Below are 14,931 nucleotides of genomic sequence, written 5' to 3' on the forward strand. Positions count from 1 at the left end.
AAAGTATTGAAAAGTTCATTTTTCGGAAAAATCCCCTTTAGCTTCGGATAGGATTTTGGATACATACCAATACTCCCACTAGAATTTCTCCTTTATATAGTTGTACAAGTCACGCTCTTTGAATAGGATGCATAGACACCATTTTAGGGAGGACTATTTCATGAACTCAATAATTGCCTATATCTTTTTAGGTGTATCTTTGGCAGCTCCAGTGGGTCCCGTTAACGCTGCCCAGTTAAATACGGGGATTAAGAATGGATTTTTTCATGCGTGGATTTTCGGTATTGGTGCGTTAACAGCTGACGTCTTATATATGCTTATGGTCTATTTCGGCGTTGGACAAATAATTGAGTTCCCACTTGTTAAAATAATTCTTTGGTCGTTTGGTTGTTTTGTACTTACCTATACAGGTGTGGAAAGTTTACTTTCGCTACATAAAATCGAGTTGGATATGAGGTCTGGTAAAAAAATTCGTTTTAGGCGTTCGATATTCTCAGGTTTTTTCATGTCACTGTTGAATCCGCTTACGGTTCTCTTTTGGCTGGGGATCTATGGTTCAGTTTTGGCACAAGCAGCCGAAACCTTTAATGGACAACAACTAATTATTAGTAGCCTGGCCATCATAGTAGGTATCATTTTGTGGGATACAATAATGGCTACGATATCAAGTGGAGCCCGCAGATTTTTATCCACAAAGTTCTTAAAGATTATATCCATTTTCTCTTCCCTGTCCATGATTGGATTCGGTATCTACTTTGGTATTCAGGCTTATCACGCATTATTTTGAGTCTCCTCTCTCTCCCACTTTTTACGCAGTAATAAGATAACAATCCCGATAACTGCGAGGAATACCAAACTGATAAAAAATCCAGGCCTGGTTGTTTTGTGTAAGAGTGTCCCACTAACAGCTGCAACGATAAGAATCATTCCAATCACTCTTTTCACTTTATCGCCAGTAGTCGGCTCGATTAGCCTGTGATACATAATTAAGATGAAGAGCCAATTATAAAGAAGCATTAATGCGGCGGCAGTCGTTATATATTCATATACTTCTCCTGGCAATAATAAAGAGGTAACAATGGAAAGAACAAGACCTGTTGAGGTTAAAGCAATAGCAGGTAATGGCATTTTGAATTTCTTTTTCGTTTCTTTACTGAATAGTTTAGGGGCATCGCCCTCTTCGGATATCGTCAGCAGAATGGTGGTAACTGAAAAGAGAGACGCAGACATCGTTGAAAACCCGGCAATAATAATTGCAGCGGTAAACACGTGCGGGAAAAAATCGATATTTGAAAAAACTGATAAAGCTTCAACAAACGGGCTTTTATCATCCTTAAACTTGTCATAGGGAATCAGTAATAGCGCTAAAGAAATAGCAGTGACGTATATTATTCCAAGTAACCCCAACATAACTTTTCCAGACTTTGGGGCGTCTTCTTTATTTTTTAGATGGATGGCCATTACACCCATTACTTCAATTCCACCATGCGCAAAAAAAGCAAATAAGAGAGCGCTCCAAAACCCGATTATGCCGTTCGGGAAAAATCCAGTTGCAGTTTGAGGAATTCCTCCCTTTGGATTCCCTTCAATTGTCCCTGTCAGTGCTAAAATGGCAATTACAATAAACATAAAAATAGCGGCAATTTTCATGACGGCAAAAATACTCTCTATTTTCCCGAACGCTTTTGCTCCGATAAATAAAACTAGAAGACCACAGAAGGCATATATCGATGCAAATATCCACAATTTAACGTTAGGAAACCAAAATCTAGACAAAAGTGAAATAGCCGTTAGCTGGCTACCAATGATTAATATTTCCGAACACCAGTAAACCCAACCACTGCTGAAACCAGCCCAACGACCATATGCTTTTTTGGCATAGGTACGAAATGACCCTTTCTGTGGATCCTTTGCAGACATTTTCGCCAATGCCTCAAACACGATATACGTTGCACTTGCTGCCATTATAAACGCCAGAATGACAGAAGGACCTGTCATTTTAATCGCGATACTCGACGCCAAGAAAAACCCTGTACCAATAATGCACCCTACTCCAATAAGGGATAATTGCCACCAAGTAAGATTCACTGCTTCATCCTTGCCGCCACCAGGCGTTTTTTTCGCCATTTACACACCTCCACCTTAAGAGAGTCTTCCACAAAAAAGCGGATTTATGTGTTGATGAAAAGACGAAAAAACTAAAGTAAGTATCGATATAGGAACAAAAACTTGAAGAATTTTCATCTCAAAAAGAAGGTAGACGAGTTCCCGTTGAAACGGAAAGATCAAACAGCCTATTGCCGACATGATAAAAAGTTTCTCAACTTTTTACCTAAAAGCCCTGCTAATCTCTTCATTCATTAATACTCTACTAATAGTACTAAGAAAGGGGGAAATAATATGTCTGGAAATGTTGGTGGTGTTGGCGGGGCCGGTGGATCAGGTGCGGGCTTTGCATTAATTATTGTTCTGTTCATCTTGCTTATTATTATTGGCGCTGCTTTTGTTGGGAATGAAGGCTATGGCGGTGGCTACTGTTAATATTCAATACACGTCTTGGCGTGCTTAACAAAGTAGAAGGGAAATTCCCCTTCTACCTTTTTTGTTGTTAATAATACAGCTTTTTTGTATTACCGTTCACGATTGAAGAAATGCTTGTCATCCTTCTCTAATTCCCGTCTGCGGTTTGATTAACGGCGGCCAATTATCGAAAAGGCTACATAGATAAGGTCCCAATTGGGTAAACTTACAGTGGATAAACAAAGAGTTGAAGAGACTAATGAGGTCGCTACATAGATTTACTGAAGTAGGAGGATTGGCGATGAACATTCTAATCGAATGGATTTACAAAACACCTAAAGGGACGGAAACCATCTTCCGCTCCGAAGAGATGCCTGCAGCACAAGCGCTACTATTTGCGGAAGATATGGAAAGGACTGGGCGCACTAAAAGCATAGCATTCATTGACCGGTTCGACAGCTCGTGGACAGTCAAAGAGTTGAAGAGCTACCTGAAAGGTATCGAAACTGAACCGCATAACATCACGGTCTATTTTGACGGCGGCTTCGACCACGCGACAAGCCGGTCTGGATTGGGTTGTGTCATTTATTATGAGCAAAGCGGGAAATCATATAGGCTGAGGCGCAATGCATCTTCTGCCGAACTCACATCGAATAACGAGTCTGAATATGCTGCGCTATACCTGTGCCTGCAGGAGCTTGAACTTTTGAATGTCCATCATCTACCAGTCCGGTTCATAGGGGATTCCCAGGTGGTCATCAAGCAGATGACTGGCGAATGGCCGACGCTAGAGAAAGTTTTGTTAGGCTGGGCAGATCGTATTGACAAAAAAATGAAAGACCATGGTATCCAGCCAGAATACGAACTTGTGCAACGAAAATCAAATTCGGAAGCAGATCGACTAGCGACACAGTCATTGAATGGAATTTCGATAACAGCTACGAGTGAAATGCCATAGGATAATCGTTATATTAACAACTGGAAGCAGTTAACACTCGCTTTTTTAACTAATATGCGAAAAACTTTTGACAACGTAGAGAAAGTACGGTAAATTACAATAGTACGAACGTTATCGAAGTTACTCATCACAATATTCGCTTTTGGGAGTGTTAATTATGGAAAACGTGTTTGATTATGAAGATATTCAATTGGTTCCAGCAAAATGTATCGTAAATAGCCGTTCAGAGTGTGATACATCTGTCTCTCTCGGTAAACATAAATTCAAATTGCCAGTCGTGCCAGCTAACATGCAGACGATCATTGATGAAAATGTTGCTATTAACCTAGCCGAAAATGGTTACTTCTATATTATGCATCGGTTTAATCCCGAAAAACGGGTAGACTTTGTGAAAGATATGCATGCACGTGGTTTAATCGCTTCTATCAGTGTTGGCGTTAAAGATGAAGAGTATGGTTTCGTTGAACAACTAGCTGCTGACAAGCTAGTACCCGACTTCATCACAATCGATATTGCACACGGGCATTCTGTCGCGGTTATCAATATGATTCAGCATATTAAGAAACATCTGCCTGATTGCTTTGTTATTGCAGGTAATGTCGGCACCCCTGAAGCCGTGCGTGAATTGGAAAATGCAGGTGCAGATGCTACAAAAGTCGGCATTGGACCAGGTAAAGTATGCATCACAAAAATCAAAACTGGCTTTGGAACAGGCGGATGGCAACTGGCTGCACTTCGTTGGTGCGCAAAAGCCGCCACTAAACCGATTATCGCGGACGGCGGCATACGGACACATGGCGACATTGCCAAATCAGTTCGTTTTGGCGCCTCGATGGTTATGATTGGTTCCCTCTTTGCGGGACATGAGGAATCACCAGGCCAAACAATTGAAATAGACGGTAAACTTTTCAAAGAATACTTCGGCTCAGCCTCTGAATTCCAAAAAGGCGAAAAGAAAAACGTCGAAGGTAAAAAAATGCACGTCGAATACAAAGGCCCTTTAAAGGACACTTTGACCGAAATGCAGCAGGACTTACAGTCTTCTATTTCTTACTCCGGCGGTAATAAACTGGAAGCAATTCGGACAGTGGACTATGTCATCGTGAAAAACTCTATTTTTAATGGCGATAAAGCGTACTAAGATTGACCGCACTATTTTTATACACAAAAACCGGCTAAGGGGATTCTTTTCCCTTGCCGGTTTTCTGCTTTACTTTTGGGGTATCAAAACATAATAATAGTTTTTGAAAAAGTGCTAACGACTTTCACCTCTCAATCCAAAAACGCCGAACGATAGTCCCGTCTTCTTCGATGAAGCTTTCGTCTTCAATGCCGCCATTCTTCACGATTGTTTTAGCGGATCCTATATTATCCTCATTACAAGTTACTAGAACCCGACGTATTCCCAATTCATCACATTTCTTCAATGCCTCTGCAAGAATCCATGTTGCATACCCTTTTTTACGTTCCGCAGGTCTTACCCCATATCCGATATGCCCGCCGACATTTTCTAGGTACTCAGTCAAATCATGCCGTATATCAACCATTGCGAGTACTCTATCCTTTTCATCCACCATGAAATAATTCGTGCTCGGTACCCACTTTTCTTCCCCCGCTTCTCGAAATTTCAGGGCATCCAAATAAGTTTCATAGTTGTCATACCCAGCAAGATTAAAACTACTGGGGGTCACCCGTGGTTCATCCCATTCTTTCACACAATCTTCATGTTCGTTTTTCCATTTGATGGATGGTCTGACTAGTCGCATATTCATTCCCCTTTTCCCTTTTTATGTTGTGCTATTACTTTACAAAAGATATTTCCATTATAATCGGTTCGTCAAACGAAATGTTAGTAAAAAATGTTCATCGCAATTAATTGCATAATGTGTAGCTTGTGTACTATTTGAACTTTTCGTATGCAATAGTTATTCCATATTATCCATAAGTATCGAACTCTCATAATAAGATGCGCCTGTAATGCCATTATGATATTATTAGTTGATAGAATATTCTTTCATACTATGAAATTTGTCAGCAGTAACGAGAGCCGTGAAACGAGGGGGAATATAAATGACCAATATCGGTAATCAAATTCAATTTGGTGTGTATCAAACAATGCCCAATCCTGATCCAAATCGACTTCCAATTGCTTTTGAGGAATGGGAAGAACGAGCACGCGAAGTCTTGGAAGATGGCCCCTATTATTATGTTGCGGGTGGTGCAGGTGGCGAAAATACAATGAAAGCGAACCTTCACGCATTCAACCGTTGGAAAATTGTGCCGAGGATGCTGCGGAATGTGGAAAATCGTGACACTAGCGTGGAGTTGTTCGGAAAGAACTATAACTTTCCACTAATGCATGCGCCGATTGGTGTACAATCGATTATCCACGAAGAAGGAGATTTAGGTTCGGCACGCGCATGCGCAGAACTAGGCGTTCCCTTTATCGCAAGCTCCGCTTCTACTGTGCCAATGGAGAAAATTGCGGAAGTGATGGGGGATGCCCCTCGATGGTTCCAGTTGTATTGGAGTAAAGACCCTGATATAGCGGCAAGTTTTCTAAGAAGAGCCGAAGCTTCCGGTTATTCGGCAATCATCGTAACCTTGGACACGCCCATGATGGCATGGCGTGAACATGATTTGAGAAACGTTTATTTACCATTTTTAATCGGGGAAGGCGTTGGAAATTATTTAACGGATCCCGCTTTTTGTTCAAAACTTGAAAAGTCTCCACAGGAAGATCCAAACGCAGCAATTATGTATTGGACACAAGTGTTTGGAAATGCAAGCCTGACCTGGGATGATCTAGCCTTCTTAAGAAAACATACGAAATTACCAATCGTATTAAAAGGAATTCTTCATCCTGATGATGCAAAACTTGCAATAGAACATGGGGTTGATGGCATCATCGTATCTAATCATGGCGGACGCCAAGTAGACGGTGCAATAGGCGCACTTGACGCACTTCCGTTGGTGTGCGATGCGGTGCAAGGACAAATCCCCGTGCTTATGGATAGTGGCATTAGAAGAGGTTCTGATGTGATTAAAGCGTTGGCACTTGGGGCAAAAGCCGTCCTTGTTGGAAGACCATGCATGTATGGATTGGCAGTAGCAGGAGAAAAAGGTGTCAAAGCGGTTCTGCAAAACATGATTGCTGATATGGATATTACAATGGCGTTGGCGGGTGAAAGATCCGTTAACGAGCTAGGAAAATCAATTCTTGTGAATGAAAAGTTTTAACTTCATCCCGGCAATTAAGTTTTGAAAATGGGTTATTATGTGGTATTAAAAGTTATAAACCGTAAAAAAAGGAGCTATCCCGCTTTTAGGGATAGCTCCTTTTTTCGTGACAATTTCGCTTTTATAAAATTTGCATCGAGATAACGTGGGTTCGGATAGTTGCAAAAAACCGCGCCCCCGCCTCGTCCTGTCCTGCCTTGATTGAATAAATTCGACTTCAGCCTCATAAACGATGCAGCACTTCCAACGTTTCTAACACATGATAAAGGAAATCTGCAATCTCCCCCATGTTTTCTTCATTTATTTTAGCCTTGAATTTCACCTCTATTTTGTCTGTATAACTTGATTCCTCTTGGTCAAACACGAAGCACAATGTTTGCGTCAGTTGGATTTCATTTTCCCAAATGGTGTTTAATGCCTGTTCAACCTGCTTGCACTGGACAGCTGCATTTTGAACCCGCTTATTAAATAGTATGGACAAAGAACAACCTAGATTATCTCTGGGTAGCTTCATTATCTCCCCCGCTAGATCCTTTACGGATGCTTTTAAAATAATCTCCGCCGTGACATCCGGTTTCCCAACTAACATAAACTCAATCGCAAAGTTCCTGTTAAGAATAGCAAAATCCATTCGATCAACCCGGTTAGTGATTGCTATTTTCCGCTCTATATTATCTAAATCATACACATGATTTTCAAATGCCACTTTTAAGTTCTCAAAAATAGTTGGATCATACAAATTGACTCCTCCAAACTGTGTTTTCAGGTAGATTTTAGGTATCTGTATTTCAGACAATTACGAGAGTTTAAACATTCGTGTTACTTTCTTACTCAGCGTATCCTATCGCTTAATCTAGACGGCTATCTTTTGATTTGGTATACTTAGGCTAGCAACAGGATATAGTAAAAAAGACCGCTTGACGTTGGTGCGTCAAACGGCTTCGTGATAGGTAGTTCCCTCAATGGGGATTAGCCTGATAGTTGGAAAAATAACCTACCTAGGGCTGTCAAACTCAAAGGTAGGTTATTTTTTATGGTCTGTATTATTAAATGTCAATATCGCTACAACTAATAAGGCAAACGTAAACGTTACCATCATTGTTTCGAATATTATCACTTACACCACCCCCTTTCCCACGGGGATGGCTAACCACCTTTGAGTTTCCTATTCTATTACTTTCCCATTATACCACATGTACGTTCGATTTATGGTACCCCGTACTAACACAATCTGGAATTATTTCAGGCTAAGATACCTTAAATCCTTTATATATATATCCATTAAACGATTACTTGATAGCAGGCTTGTGTTTCATTCCTTAACCTGGAAGATGCAGACTCCAAGCGTTTCAAATCAATCTTTAACAATGTATCCATCTCATTTTCAACTTGCCCTGAAAAAGCTAACCTGTCATTATCAGTAATGCCTGGCGTCTTTACAGCCAAATCAATATCCGAATTCCTCCCATAATCACCATGTGCTCTTGAACCAAATAATAAGACTGTTTCAATGGCGGGAAACCTGTTCGCGACAATCTGCAACTGATTCACAAGCTTATCATTCATCCTAGCCATTTCTCATCATTCCGATCCTTCAATTTCAAAAAAGTAGCCTTCGTCCCGAAGAAGTATCGTTGAATATTGCCTACTATACGTAATGCCATCTCTTCATCATAAACGTGAAAGGTTTCATTGCGATTTTTTAGAATCTGTAATCGGGCACCCCCATTAACTAACCATCCTGCCTGAAAAGCATCTTTAAGGGTTTCCATTGGCGTTTTTGATTCTATACTTAAAGTGCCACAAACCTTACGGTTTTATGTAGCACTCCGTATCCAACCTCACTATCATCCCGCCCCTAAAGGGGTGGACTTTCCCGTTCGGATAAGTCTGTAAAATTGCATCCGAGATGTGAGTTTCAAAGTTCTTCAAATTCTTCGCTATCACCAGCACTTATCCATTTTGCTAAAAGTTTTCTAATTGGTGATTATGTCTAGTCGCTTTCCTTTAGTATAGATGTATTCCGTTTGAATCTATAACGGAAAATATCCAGGCACAACCAATAATAAGCAGAAAAGATAGAAACGGAACTTTTCACATGGACAAACGTATAATTAGTACTCAAAGAAAGAGGCGAGACTATAAATGACAGATTCCAAAGAGTGGTTAACAGAAGAATTAAGAAAAGTTGAGATTTGGGAAAAAGATCAAAGTGATTTATGGTTTTGGGAAAAGCTTGGTCGTTTGCCATTTAAAATTATCGATAAATTTACCCCCGCCTTCATTCAAAACAAAATTGGCGTACTCTTGGATGAACTTGGTCAATACGTACAAACCGGCGGTAGCTATTTGAGTTCAGCCTCTAAAATACCCGCTTATTATCCTGATTTGACTATCAATACATTGGAAGACGTGGAAAAACTCGCAATTACAACTATGGATAATGCCGTAGAAAAAATTACTGGCAACAGAAAAAAGATTGCGACGTTTCAAGGTGCAGGTACTGGTATTGGCGGTATTTTCACCTTAACGATCGACATTCCTCTACTTCTTAGTTTACAGCTAAAAACATTACAGGACATTGCGATTTGTTATGGCTATGATCCAAAAGTAAAAGAGGAACGCCTGTTTATCGTAAAATGCATGCAATTTGTATCTGCTGACATTGTAGGAAAACAGGCTATCCTTACACAATTGTCTCAATTTGATAGTCCCGATGACTCTACGAAACGCGAAGTTCTCTCTGAACTGCAGGGCTGGCGCGAGGTTATTTTTTCCTTTCGAGATCAATTTGGTTGGAAAAAGCTTTTTCAAATGGTACCTATTGCGGGGCTCGTGTTCGGTGCGTTCATCAACCGGTCTGCTGTGAACGATATCGCCGAAGCCGGAAAAATGCTTTATCGAAAAAGAAGAATTATCGAAAGGCTTGGTAGTATAGAAAGCAATGAAATACAAACAACCAAATGAGGACTAGTATCAGACCTTTATATTAAAAAACGTCCTCCAACAGCGATGGAGGACGTTTTTTCCTTTCAACCATTATCCGGTCCGTTACCACACCGCCCTTGACCATAATTTCGGCATTCGCTACCTTCGACAACAAGTGCAATTACTCCTTTTTACGTTCATCCACCAAGCTACTAATTCCATGTTTCATTTCAAAACGTATTCTGCTAGCACGCTTTGTACCTTATAAATATTTAAGGACTTATTGAATTTCTTTTGAATTGGAACAGAACTTCCGGATAGCCAGATTTTCAGTTCAGCATCAAGGTCAAAAGTTCCCGCGGTTTCAATCGAGAAATGTACGACACTTTTATACGGAATAGATTGATATTCTACTTTCTTTCCTGTGACGCCCTGTTTGTCCACCAGTATGAGACGCTTATTCGTGAATATCAACAGATCCCTAATCAGCTTATAAGCATGTTCCACTTTCTCGGTAGGTGAGAGTAAATCCTTCATTTCTTTCTCTACTTTGCCCACTTCAATCTCAGATGCATTTCCCATCATTCCGTCAAAAATACTCATTATTATTCCTCCAATTTATCTTTTTTTGGTGACAGACACTAAAACAACCATGTTGGTTCAAATATACATAGTTGTTTGAACTTCCTCAACTAAACGAGTGCCTGTCACCGTTGATTTCAAACATTATTCGTCTTCCTCCAACCAACTCAGTGAATAATAAAGATTCTCTAAAGCATCATGATACCCCCAGCCTATACCGTCCGAATCTTCCACAATTGCATATAAACGATCTTGAAATAGATCAAACAATTCCTTTGATTTTTCACATTCCATAATAATATTGTCATACATCGATTCCATACTGTTATAGAATCTCAAATCAATATCCCCATATGTCCGCGTAAATTTAGTACCATTCTCCACATAAATAAGCATCAACTCAATCGTTTTCAAATGATCTTTCGAGAGTTTTTTAAACCGACTAATGGCCTGCTTCGCAACCGCTAGGCGTAGCTTACCGTGTCCTTTCGCCGGGAAAAATTCATCCTTCACCTCTTTTTCTGCTCTCTCAAACAATTCATCAACAGCATCTCCACCGACAAACTTTACAGATAAGTATTCCTGCACAGTCTTATCTAATTTGTATAGCTCTAAAATGATACTAATTAGCTCTTTTTCTTCGTAATTCTTCAATTGCTTCTTTAAATCTGTAACTTTTAGTTTGGTCATTAGTTCTTAGCCTCCGTGGAATGAAAATCAGTGCTCTATACACATTTAAATAAAGAACAAAATTAATCACTTCTTAGTTCCACAACCCATATATAAACCCTTTTCGGAAAATTGATGAGCTACCCCATCCCCTTATTATTTTACCATATTGGATTGGAAGTTTTCCCGGCAGCTAAACTTGTGGTGCCAGTATATTCATCAGCAGAAACCGACACAAAATGTTAAAAAGGCCGATTAAACGAGTGCTTTCCCTATCATTTTCAGAAATATTGTTTCGTTCTCAACTTTTTTTGTAGAATTGGCCCATAGTATGATAAACTTTTAGTAGGATATTATTTTGCAATTGCATGATAGTTAAAACACTCAAAACGAACACAAAATGCAAATATCCTAGAAAAATAGAAAGTTGGAAATACATATGGAAGAACAACAATTAGCAAGAGGACTTAAAAACAGACATGTACAACTGATTGCCATTGGCGGCGCAATCGGAACTGGATTATTCCTTGGAGCAGGAAAATCCATCCATTTAGCAGGACCGTCAATTTTGTTTGCTTATTTGATCATGGGTGTGATTGGATTTTTAATCATGCGTGCACTTGGAGAATTACTGTTATCCAATTTAAACTACAGTTCCTTTGTTGACTTTGTTCAAGACTATTTGGGCAATATGGCGGCGTTTATCACGGGCTGGACTTACTGGTTCTGCTGGATTTCAATCGCGATGGCCGATTTAACTGCTGTTGGTCTCTATACGCAGTTTTGGTTCCCGGGTGTACCACAGTGGGTGCCAGGTTTAATCGCTCTTGTCGTTTTGTTATTTATGAACCTTGCAACCGTAAAACTTTTCGGTGAAATGGAATTCTGGTTCGCATTAATTAAAATTATTGCAATCATAGGGTTAATTGTCGTCGGTATTTACATGATTATAATGGGCTTTTCCACCGATGCAGGGCCATCCAGCTTTTCGAATCTATGGAGTCATGGCGGCTTTTTCCCTAATGGCATCAATGGCTTTATCCTTTCGTTCCAAATGGTGGTATTTGCATTTGCAGGCATTGAACTGGTCGGACTGACTGCAGGGGAAACAGAGAATCCCGAGAAGGTTATTCCAAGGGCTATCAATAATATCCCCATTCGGATTTTGATATTCTATATCGGCGCACTAATTGTCATTATGAGTATTTATCCGTGGAACGCCATCAACCCCGCTGAAAGCCCGTTTGTTCAGGTCTTTGTTGCAGTCGGTATCGCTGCCGCTGCGGGTATCATCAATTTTGTCGTTCTGACATCCGCAGCTTCGGCATGTAACAGTGCCGTTTTCAGTACAAGTCGGATGATCTACTCGCTTGCCAAGGATGAGAATGCACCTGCATCCTTTACAAAACTAACGTCCAATAAAGTACCTTCGAATGCATTGTTCTTTTCAACTATCGTCATTCTTATCTCCGTTGTTTTGAACTATTTAATGCCGGAAGGTGTCTTTACATTAATCACAAGTATTGCAACATCCTGTTTCATCTTCATTTGGGGAATCACTGTCATCTGTCACCTGAAATATCGTAAAACAAGACCGGAACTTGCGAAAGCGAGCAAATTTAAAATGCCGCTTCATCCATTTACCGATTACTTGATCCTTATCTTTCTAGCGTTCGTTGTTGTCGTGCTAGGACTTGTTGAAGATACACGTATTGCTTTGTTCGTAGCTCCCGTTTGGTTCATTTTACTGATTGTGATTTACCAGATACGAAAAACGAAGCACCAACGACAAAACACACAAGGCCTTTGATCCTTTATATTGAAATGGAAAATGCGCTGTCTCTCGTTTCGAGGCAGCGCATTTTCTTGTTTCAATGAATGGCAGTTTTCCAGCAAGCATCTAATGTTTTTAAACTATTCCGAAAATAAATTGCGTATTGATAGAAAATGGAGTAGTGTAAAGTAAATACTTTTATTCTACTTCCGTTTTAGTAGTTTAGAAGCCATCTTTATAGCATATGAAAGCGGTTTCACTCGTAAGAAAGGAGAAGCAAACAAGAAAAGGCTAAACACTTCTAATATTCAATAGAAAAGAGGATGATGGCGTGAGTGGGAGTCCGAAAAAAATGCAAAAGACGGCAAATTTGGATTACGAAAAAATTATCAATAGCTCGGAATTCAAAAACTTAGTCAAACAGAAAAGAAGGTTTGCTACACCGTATATGATTATCTTTTTTATTGCCCTTTTTACATTGCCTATTCTAACAGGCTATACAAACATACTTGAGAATCGTGCATTTGGTTGGTTAACTTGGACATGGGTGTACTCATTAAGCATGTTCGCAATGGTGTGGGTATTTACATCCATTTATATGAAAAAGTCAAAGGACTTCGATAAAGATATCGAAGAAATTCTAAAGAAAAATATTGCGAAATAAAGGGGGGATTAACAAGTGGATATCATATCAATCGTTATATTCATTGCAGTAATTGGCCTTACGCTCGGTATTACATACTGGGCTGCTAAACAGACCACAACAGCAAGTGAGTTTTACACCGCCGGGGGATCATTAACCGGTTGGCAAAACGGGATGGCTATTGCCGGAGACTATTTGTCTGCCGCCTCATTCCTTGGCATCGCCGGAGCCATTTCTTTAAGTGGTTTTGATGGTTTTTATTATAGTATCGGCTTTTTGACAGCCTATCTTGTGGTATTATTTCTAATCGCCGAGCCACTTCGGAACCTAGGGAAATTTACAATGGCCGATATGATAGGCGCACGTTTCGGGGCAAAAAAAGTCCGAGGAGCCGCAGCGTTAAATACAATCACGATTGTTTTATTTTATATGCTTGCTCAACTTGTCGGTGCAGGTGCACTCATTAAATTACTTTTAGGTATCGATTATTGGATTGCTGTTCTGATTGTTGGCGTCATGATGACAATCTATGTATTATTCGGTGGTATGACCGCTACAAGTTGGGTTCAAATTGTTAAAGCGATTTTACTGATGATAGGAACCATTATCATTTCATTCCTCGTTCTTTTAAAATTCGATTTCAATTTCATCGGTATGTTCGATGCCATGAGGACCGCAACGCCTCACGGGGAAGCTTTCTTGCATTCCGGATTAATCTACAAAGATCCTATCGGCTTGATATCCGTTCTAATTGCACTCGTTTTAGGAACGGCTGGCTTACCCCATATCCTAATGCGTTTCTTTACGGTAAAGGATGCGAAAACAGCCCGGTCTTCTGTTATTTATGCGGTTTGGATTATAGGTATATTCTACGTTCTAACTATTTTCCTTGGTTTCGGCGCTGCTAAGTTTGTTGGTGTGGATGCAATCGTTGCTGAAAATGCGGCTGGGAATATGGCAGCACCCATGTTGGCAGGTGTATTAGGTGGTTCAGCATTGGAGTCATTTGTTGCCGCGGTCGCATTTGCAACCATTCTTGCAGTCGTTGCCGGGCTGGTATTATCAGGTGCATCCGCAATTGCACATGATATTTATGGACAAATTATAAAAAAAGGAATCATTACAGAGAAACAGCAAGTAAGAGCTGCAAGATATGCTGCAATTGGCGTTGCCATATTCTCTATCATTTTAGCGCTAGGAGCGGAAAAATTGAATGTCGCGTTTCTGGTTTCTTTAGCATTCTGTATCGCCGCCTCCGCGAACGTTCCGACAATCCTTTTCACTATTTACTGGAAAAAGTTTAATACGACGGGTGCGGTTGCTTCAATGTTAACCGGTTTAATCGTCGCGCTTGTTCTCGTTGCATTAAGTCCTAGTGTTATTAATCCGGTTGAAGGAGCGGCGTTCTTCGTAGGTGACCCAATCTTCCCGTATGCGAACCCCGCCATTATTTCAGTTCCAGCAGGATTCATAGCAGCAATAATTGGGACACTTGTTTCATCAAAGAGGCACGAAGCTGACGAAGTTTCGTATGCCGAAGTGAGGTTTAAGGCGGAAACGGGTTATAGAGAACCTGAGCAATGAAAACTTTAAGACGATGTGATTTAGGTTAAGATG

At 40.3% G+C, this 14,931-nt stretch carries 17 protein-coding genes; 9 read left to right on the forward strand and 8 right to left on the reverse strand.

The window, feature by feature from the left end:
- Positions 1 to 160 precede the first annotated feature (160 nt).
- Positions 161 to 787, forward strand: a complete 627-nt coding sequence (locus FILTAD_RS08875) for a LysE family transporter (RefSeq protein ID WP_124070229.1) — start codon at positions 161 to 163, stop codon at positions 785 to 787.
- Here FILTAD_RS08875 and FILTAD_RS08880 read toward each other — a convergent pair.
- Entirely contained in the window at positions 772 to 2,127 is a 1,356-nt protein-coding gene (locus FILTAD_RS08880) for an amino acid permease (RefSeq protein WP_124070231.1), read from the reverse strand. The two genes, FILTAD_RS08875 and FILTAD_RS08880, sit on opposite strands and share 16 nt — an antisense overlap.
- Positions 2,128 to 2,400: 273 nt before the next feature.
- Between FILTAD_RS08880 and FILTAD_RS08885 the strand changes: the two genes are divergently transcribed.
- The 3 genes from FILTAD_RS08885 to guaC all read left to right on the forward strand — a co-directional run bounded on the left by FILTAD_RS08885 (position 2,401) and on the right by guaC (position 4,619).
- Entirely contained in the window at positions 2,401 to 2,541 is a 141-nt protein-coding gene (locus FILTAD_RS08885) for a YjcZ family sporulation protein (protein WP_124070233.1), read from the forward strand.
- 280 nt (positions 2,542 to 2,821) lie between these two features.
- Positions 2,822 to 3,478 (forward strand): ribonuclease H family protein, encoded by a 657-nt coding sequence (locus tag FILTAD_RS08890; protein ID WP_124070235.1) that lies wholly within the window; start codon positions 2,822 to 2,824, stop codon positions 3,476 to 3,478.
- A 157-nt stretch (positions 3,479 to 3,635) separates the two neighbouring features.
- Positions 3,636 to 4,619, forward strand: coding sequence for a GMP reductase (gene guaC / locus FILTAD_RS08895; RefSeq protein WP_124070237.1), 984 nt, complete (start codon positions 3,636 to 3,638; stop codon positions 4,617 to 4,619).
- Positions 4,620 to 4,743: 124 nt separating this feature from the next.
- Here the strand turns inward: guaC and FILTAD_RS08900 are convergent, their stop codons facing one another.
- Positions 4,744 to 5,250, reverse strand: coding sequence for a GNAT family N-acetyltransferase (locus tag FILTAD_RS08900; protein WP_238988200.1), 507 nt, complete (start codon positions 5,248 to 5,250; stop codon positions 4,744 to 4,746).
- A 298-nt stretch (positions 5,251 to 5,548) separates the two neighbouring features.
- Here FILTAD_RS08900 and FILTAD_RS08905 point away from each other — a divergent pair, with 298 nt between their 5' ends.
- On the forward strand, positions 5,549 to 6,718 hold the full coding sequence (locus FILTAD_RS08905) for a lactate 2-monooxygenase (RefSeq protein WP_124070238.1): 1,170 nt from the start codon (positions 5,549 to 5,551) through the stop codon (positions 6,716 to 6,718).
- Positions 6,719 to 6,941: 223 nt separating this feature from the next.
- Here FILTAD_RS08905 and FILTAD_RS08910 read toward each other — a convergent pair whose 3' ends face one another.
- From FILTAD_RS08910 to FILTAD_RS16290, 4 genes are all read right to left on the reverse strand, one after another.
- Positions 6,942 to 7,457, reverse strand: a complete 516-nt coding sequence (locus tag FILTAD_RS08910) for a hypothetical protein (protein WP_124070240.1) — start codon at positions 7,455 to 7,457, stop codon at positions 6,942 to 6,944.
- 285 nt (positions 7,458 to 7,742) lie between these two features.
- Entirely contained in the window at positions 7,743 to 7,835 is a 93-nt protein-coding gene (locus FILTAD_RS16230) for a putative holin-like toxin (protein ID WP_345788892.1), read from the reverse strand.
- A gap of 164 nt (positions 7,836 to 7,999) precedes the next feature.
- Positions 8,000 to 8,293 (reverse strand): nucleotidyltransferase family protein, encoded by a 294-nt coding sequence (locus tag FILTAD_RS08915; protein WP_238988201.1) that lies wholly within the window; start codon positions 8,291 to 8,293, stop codon positions 8,000 to 8,002.
- Positions 8,281 to 8,508 (reverse strand): nucleotidyltransferase substrate binding protein, encoded by a 228-nt coding sequence (locus FILTAD_RS16290; protein ID WP_415579303.1) that lies wholly within the window; start codon positions 8,506 to 8,508, stop codon positions 8,281 to 8,283. The genes FILTAD_RS08915 and FILTAD_RS16290 overlap by 13 nt, the downstream gene beginning before the upstream one ends.
- 355 nt (positions 8,509 to 8,863) lie before the next feature.
- Between FILTAD_RS16290 and FILTAD_RS08925 the strand changes: the two genes are divergently transcribed.
- Positions 8,864 to 9,685, forward strand: a complete 822-nt coding sequence (locus FILTAD_RS08925) for an EcsC family protein (protein ID WP_124070245.1) — start codon at positions 8,864 to 8,866, stop codon at positions 9,683 to 9,685.
- Positions 9,686 to 9,871: 186 nt separating this feature from the next.
- Here the strand turns inward: FILTAD_RS08925 and FILTAD_RS08930 are convergent, their stop codons facing one another.
- Complete coding sequence (locus tag FILTAD_RS08930) at positions 9,872 to 10,249, reverse strand: PH domain-containing protein (RefSeq protein WP_124070247.1); 378 nt, start codon at positions 10,247 to 10,249, stop codon at positions 9,872 to 9,874.
- 123 nt (positions 10,250 to 10,372) lie between these two features.
- Positions 10,373 to 10,918 carry a DUF6155 family protein gene (locus tag FILTAD_RS08935; protein ID WP_124070250.1) on the reverse strand — a complete coding sequence of 182 codons (546 nt, stop codon included), beginning with the start codon at positions 10,916 to 10,918 and terminating at the stop codon, positions 10,373 to 10,375.
- Between the two features lie 418 nt (positions 10,919 to 11,336).
- On the opposite strand from FILTAD_RS08935, the gene FILTAD_RS08940 reads away from it, so the two are divergent.
- The 3 genes from FILTAD_RS08940 (at position 11,337) to FILTAD_RS08950 (ending at position 14,898) form a co-directional block, all read left to right on the forward strand.
- Positions 11,337 to 12,707, forward strand: a complete 1,371-nt coding sequence (locus FILTAD_RS08940; protein WP_124070382.1) for an amino acid permease — start codon at positions 11,337 to 11,339, stop codon at positions 12,705 to 12,707.
- Between the two features lie 316 nt (positions 12,708 to 13,023).
- A complete protein-coding gene (locus FILTAD_RS08945; protein WP_124070252.1) occupies positions 13,024 to 13,335 on the forward strand; it encodes a DUF485 domain-containing protein in 312 nt (103 codons plus the stop codon).
- A gap of 15 nt (positions 13,336 to 13,350) precedes the next feature.
- The gene (locus FILTAD_RS08950) at positions 13,351 to 14,898 is read left to right on the forward strand and encodes a solute symporter family protein (RefSeq protein WP_124070253.1); all 1,548 of its coding nucleotides are present in this window, start codon (positions 13,351 to 13,353) and stop codon (positions 14,896 to 14,898) included.
- The last annotated feature ends 33 nt before the right edge of the window (positions 14,899 to 14,931 follow it).

Origin of the sequence: Filibacter tadaridae (genome assembly GCF_900609045.1) — a bacterium.
In the GTDB taxonomy this organism is placed as follows: Bacteria; Bacillota; Bacilli; order Bacillales_A; family Planococcaceae; genus Sporosarcina; species Sporosarcina tadaridae.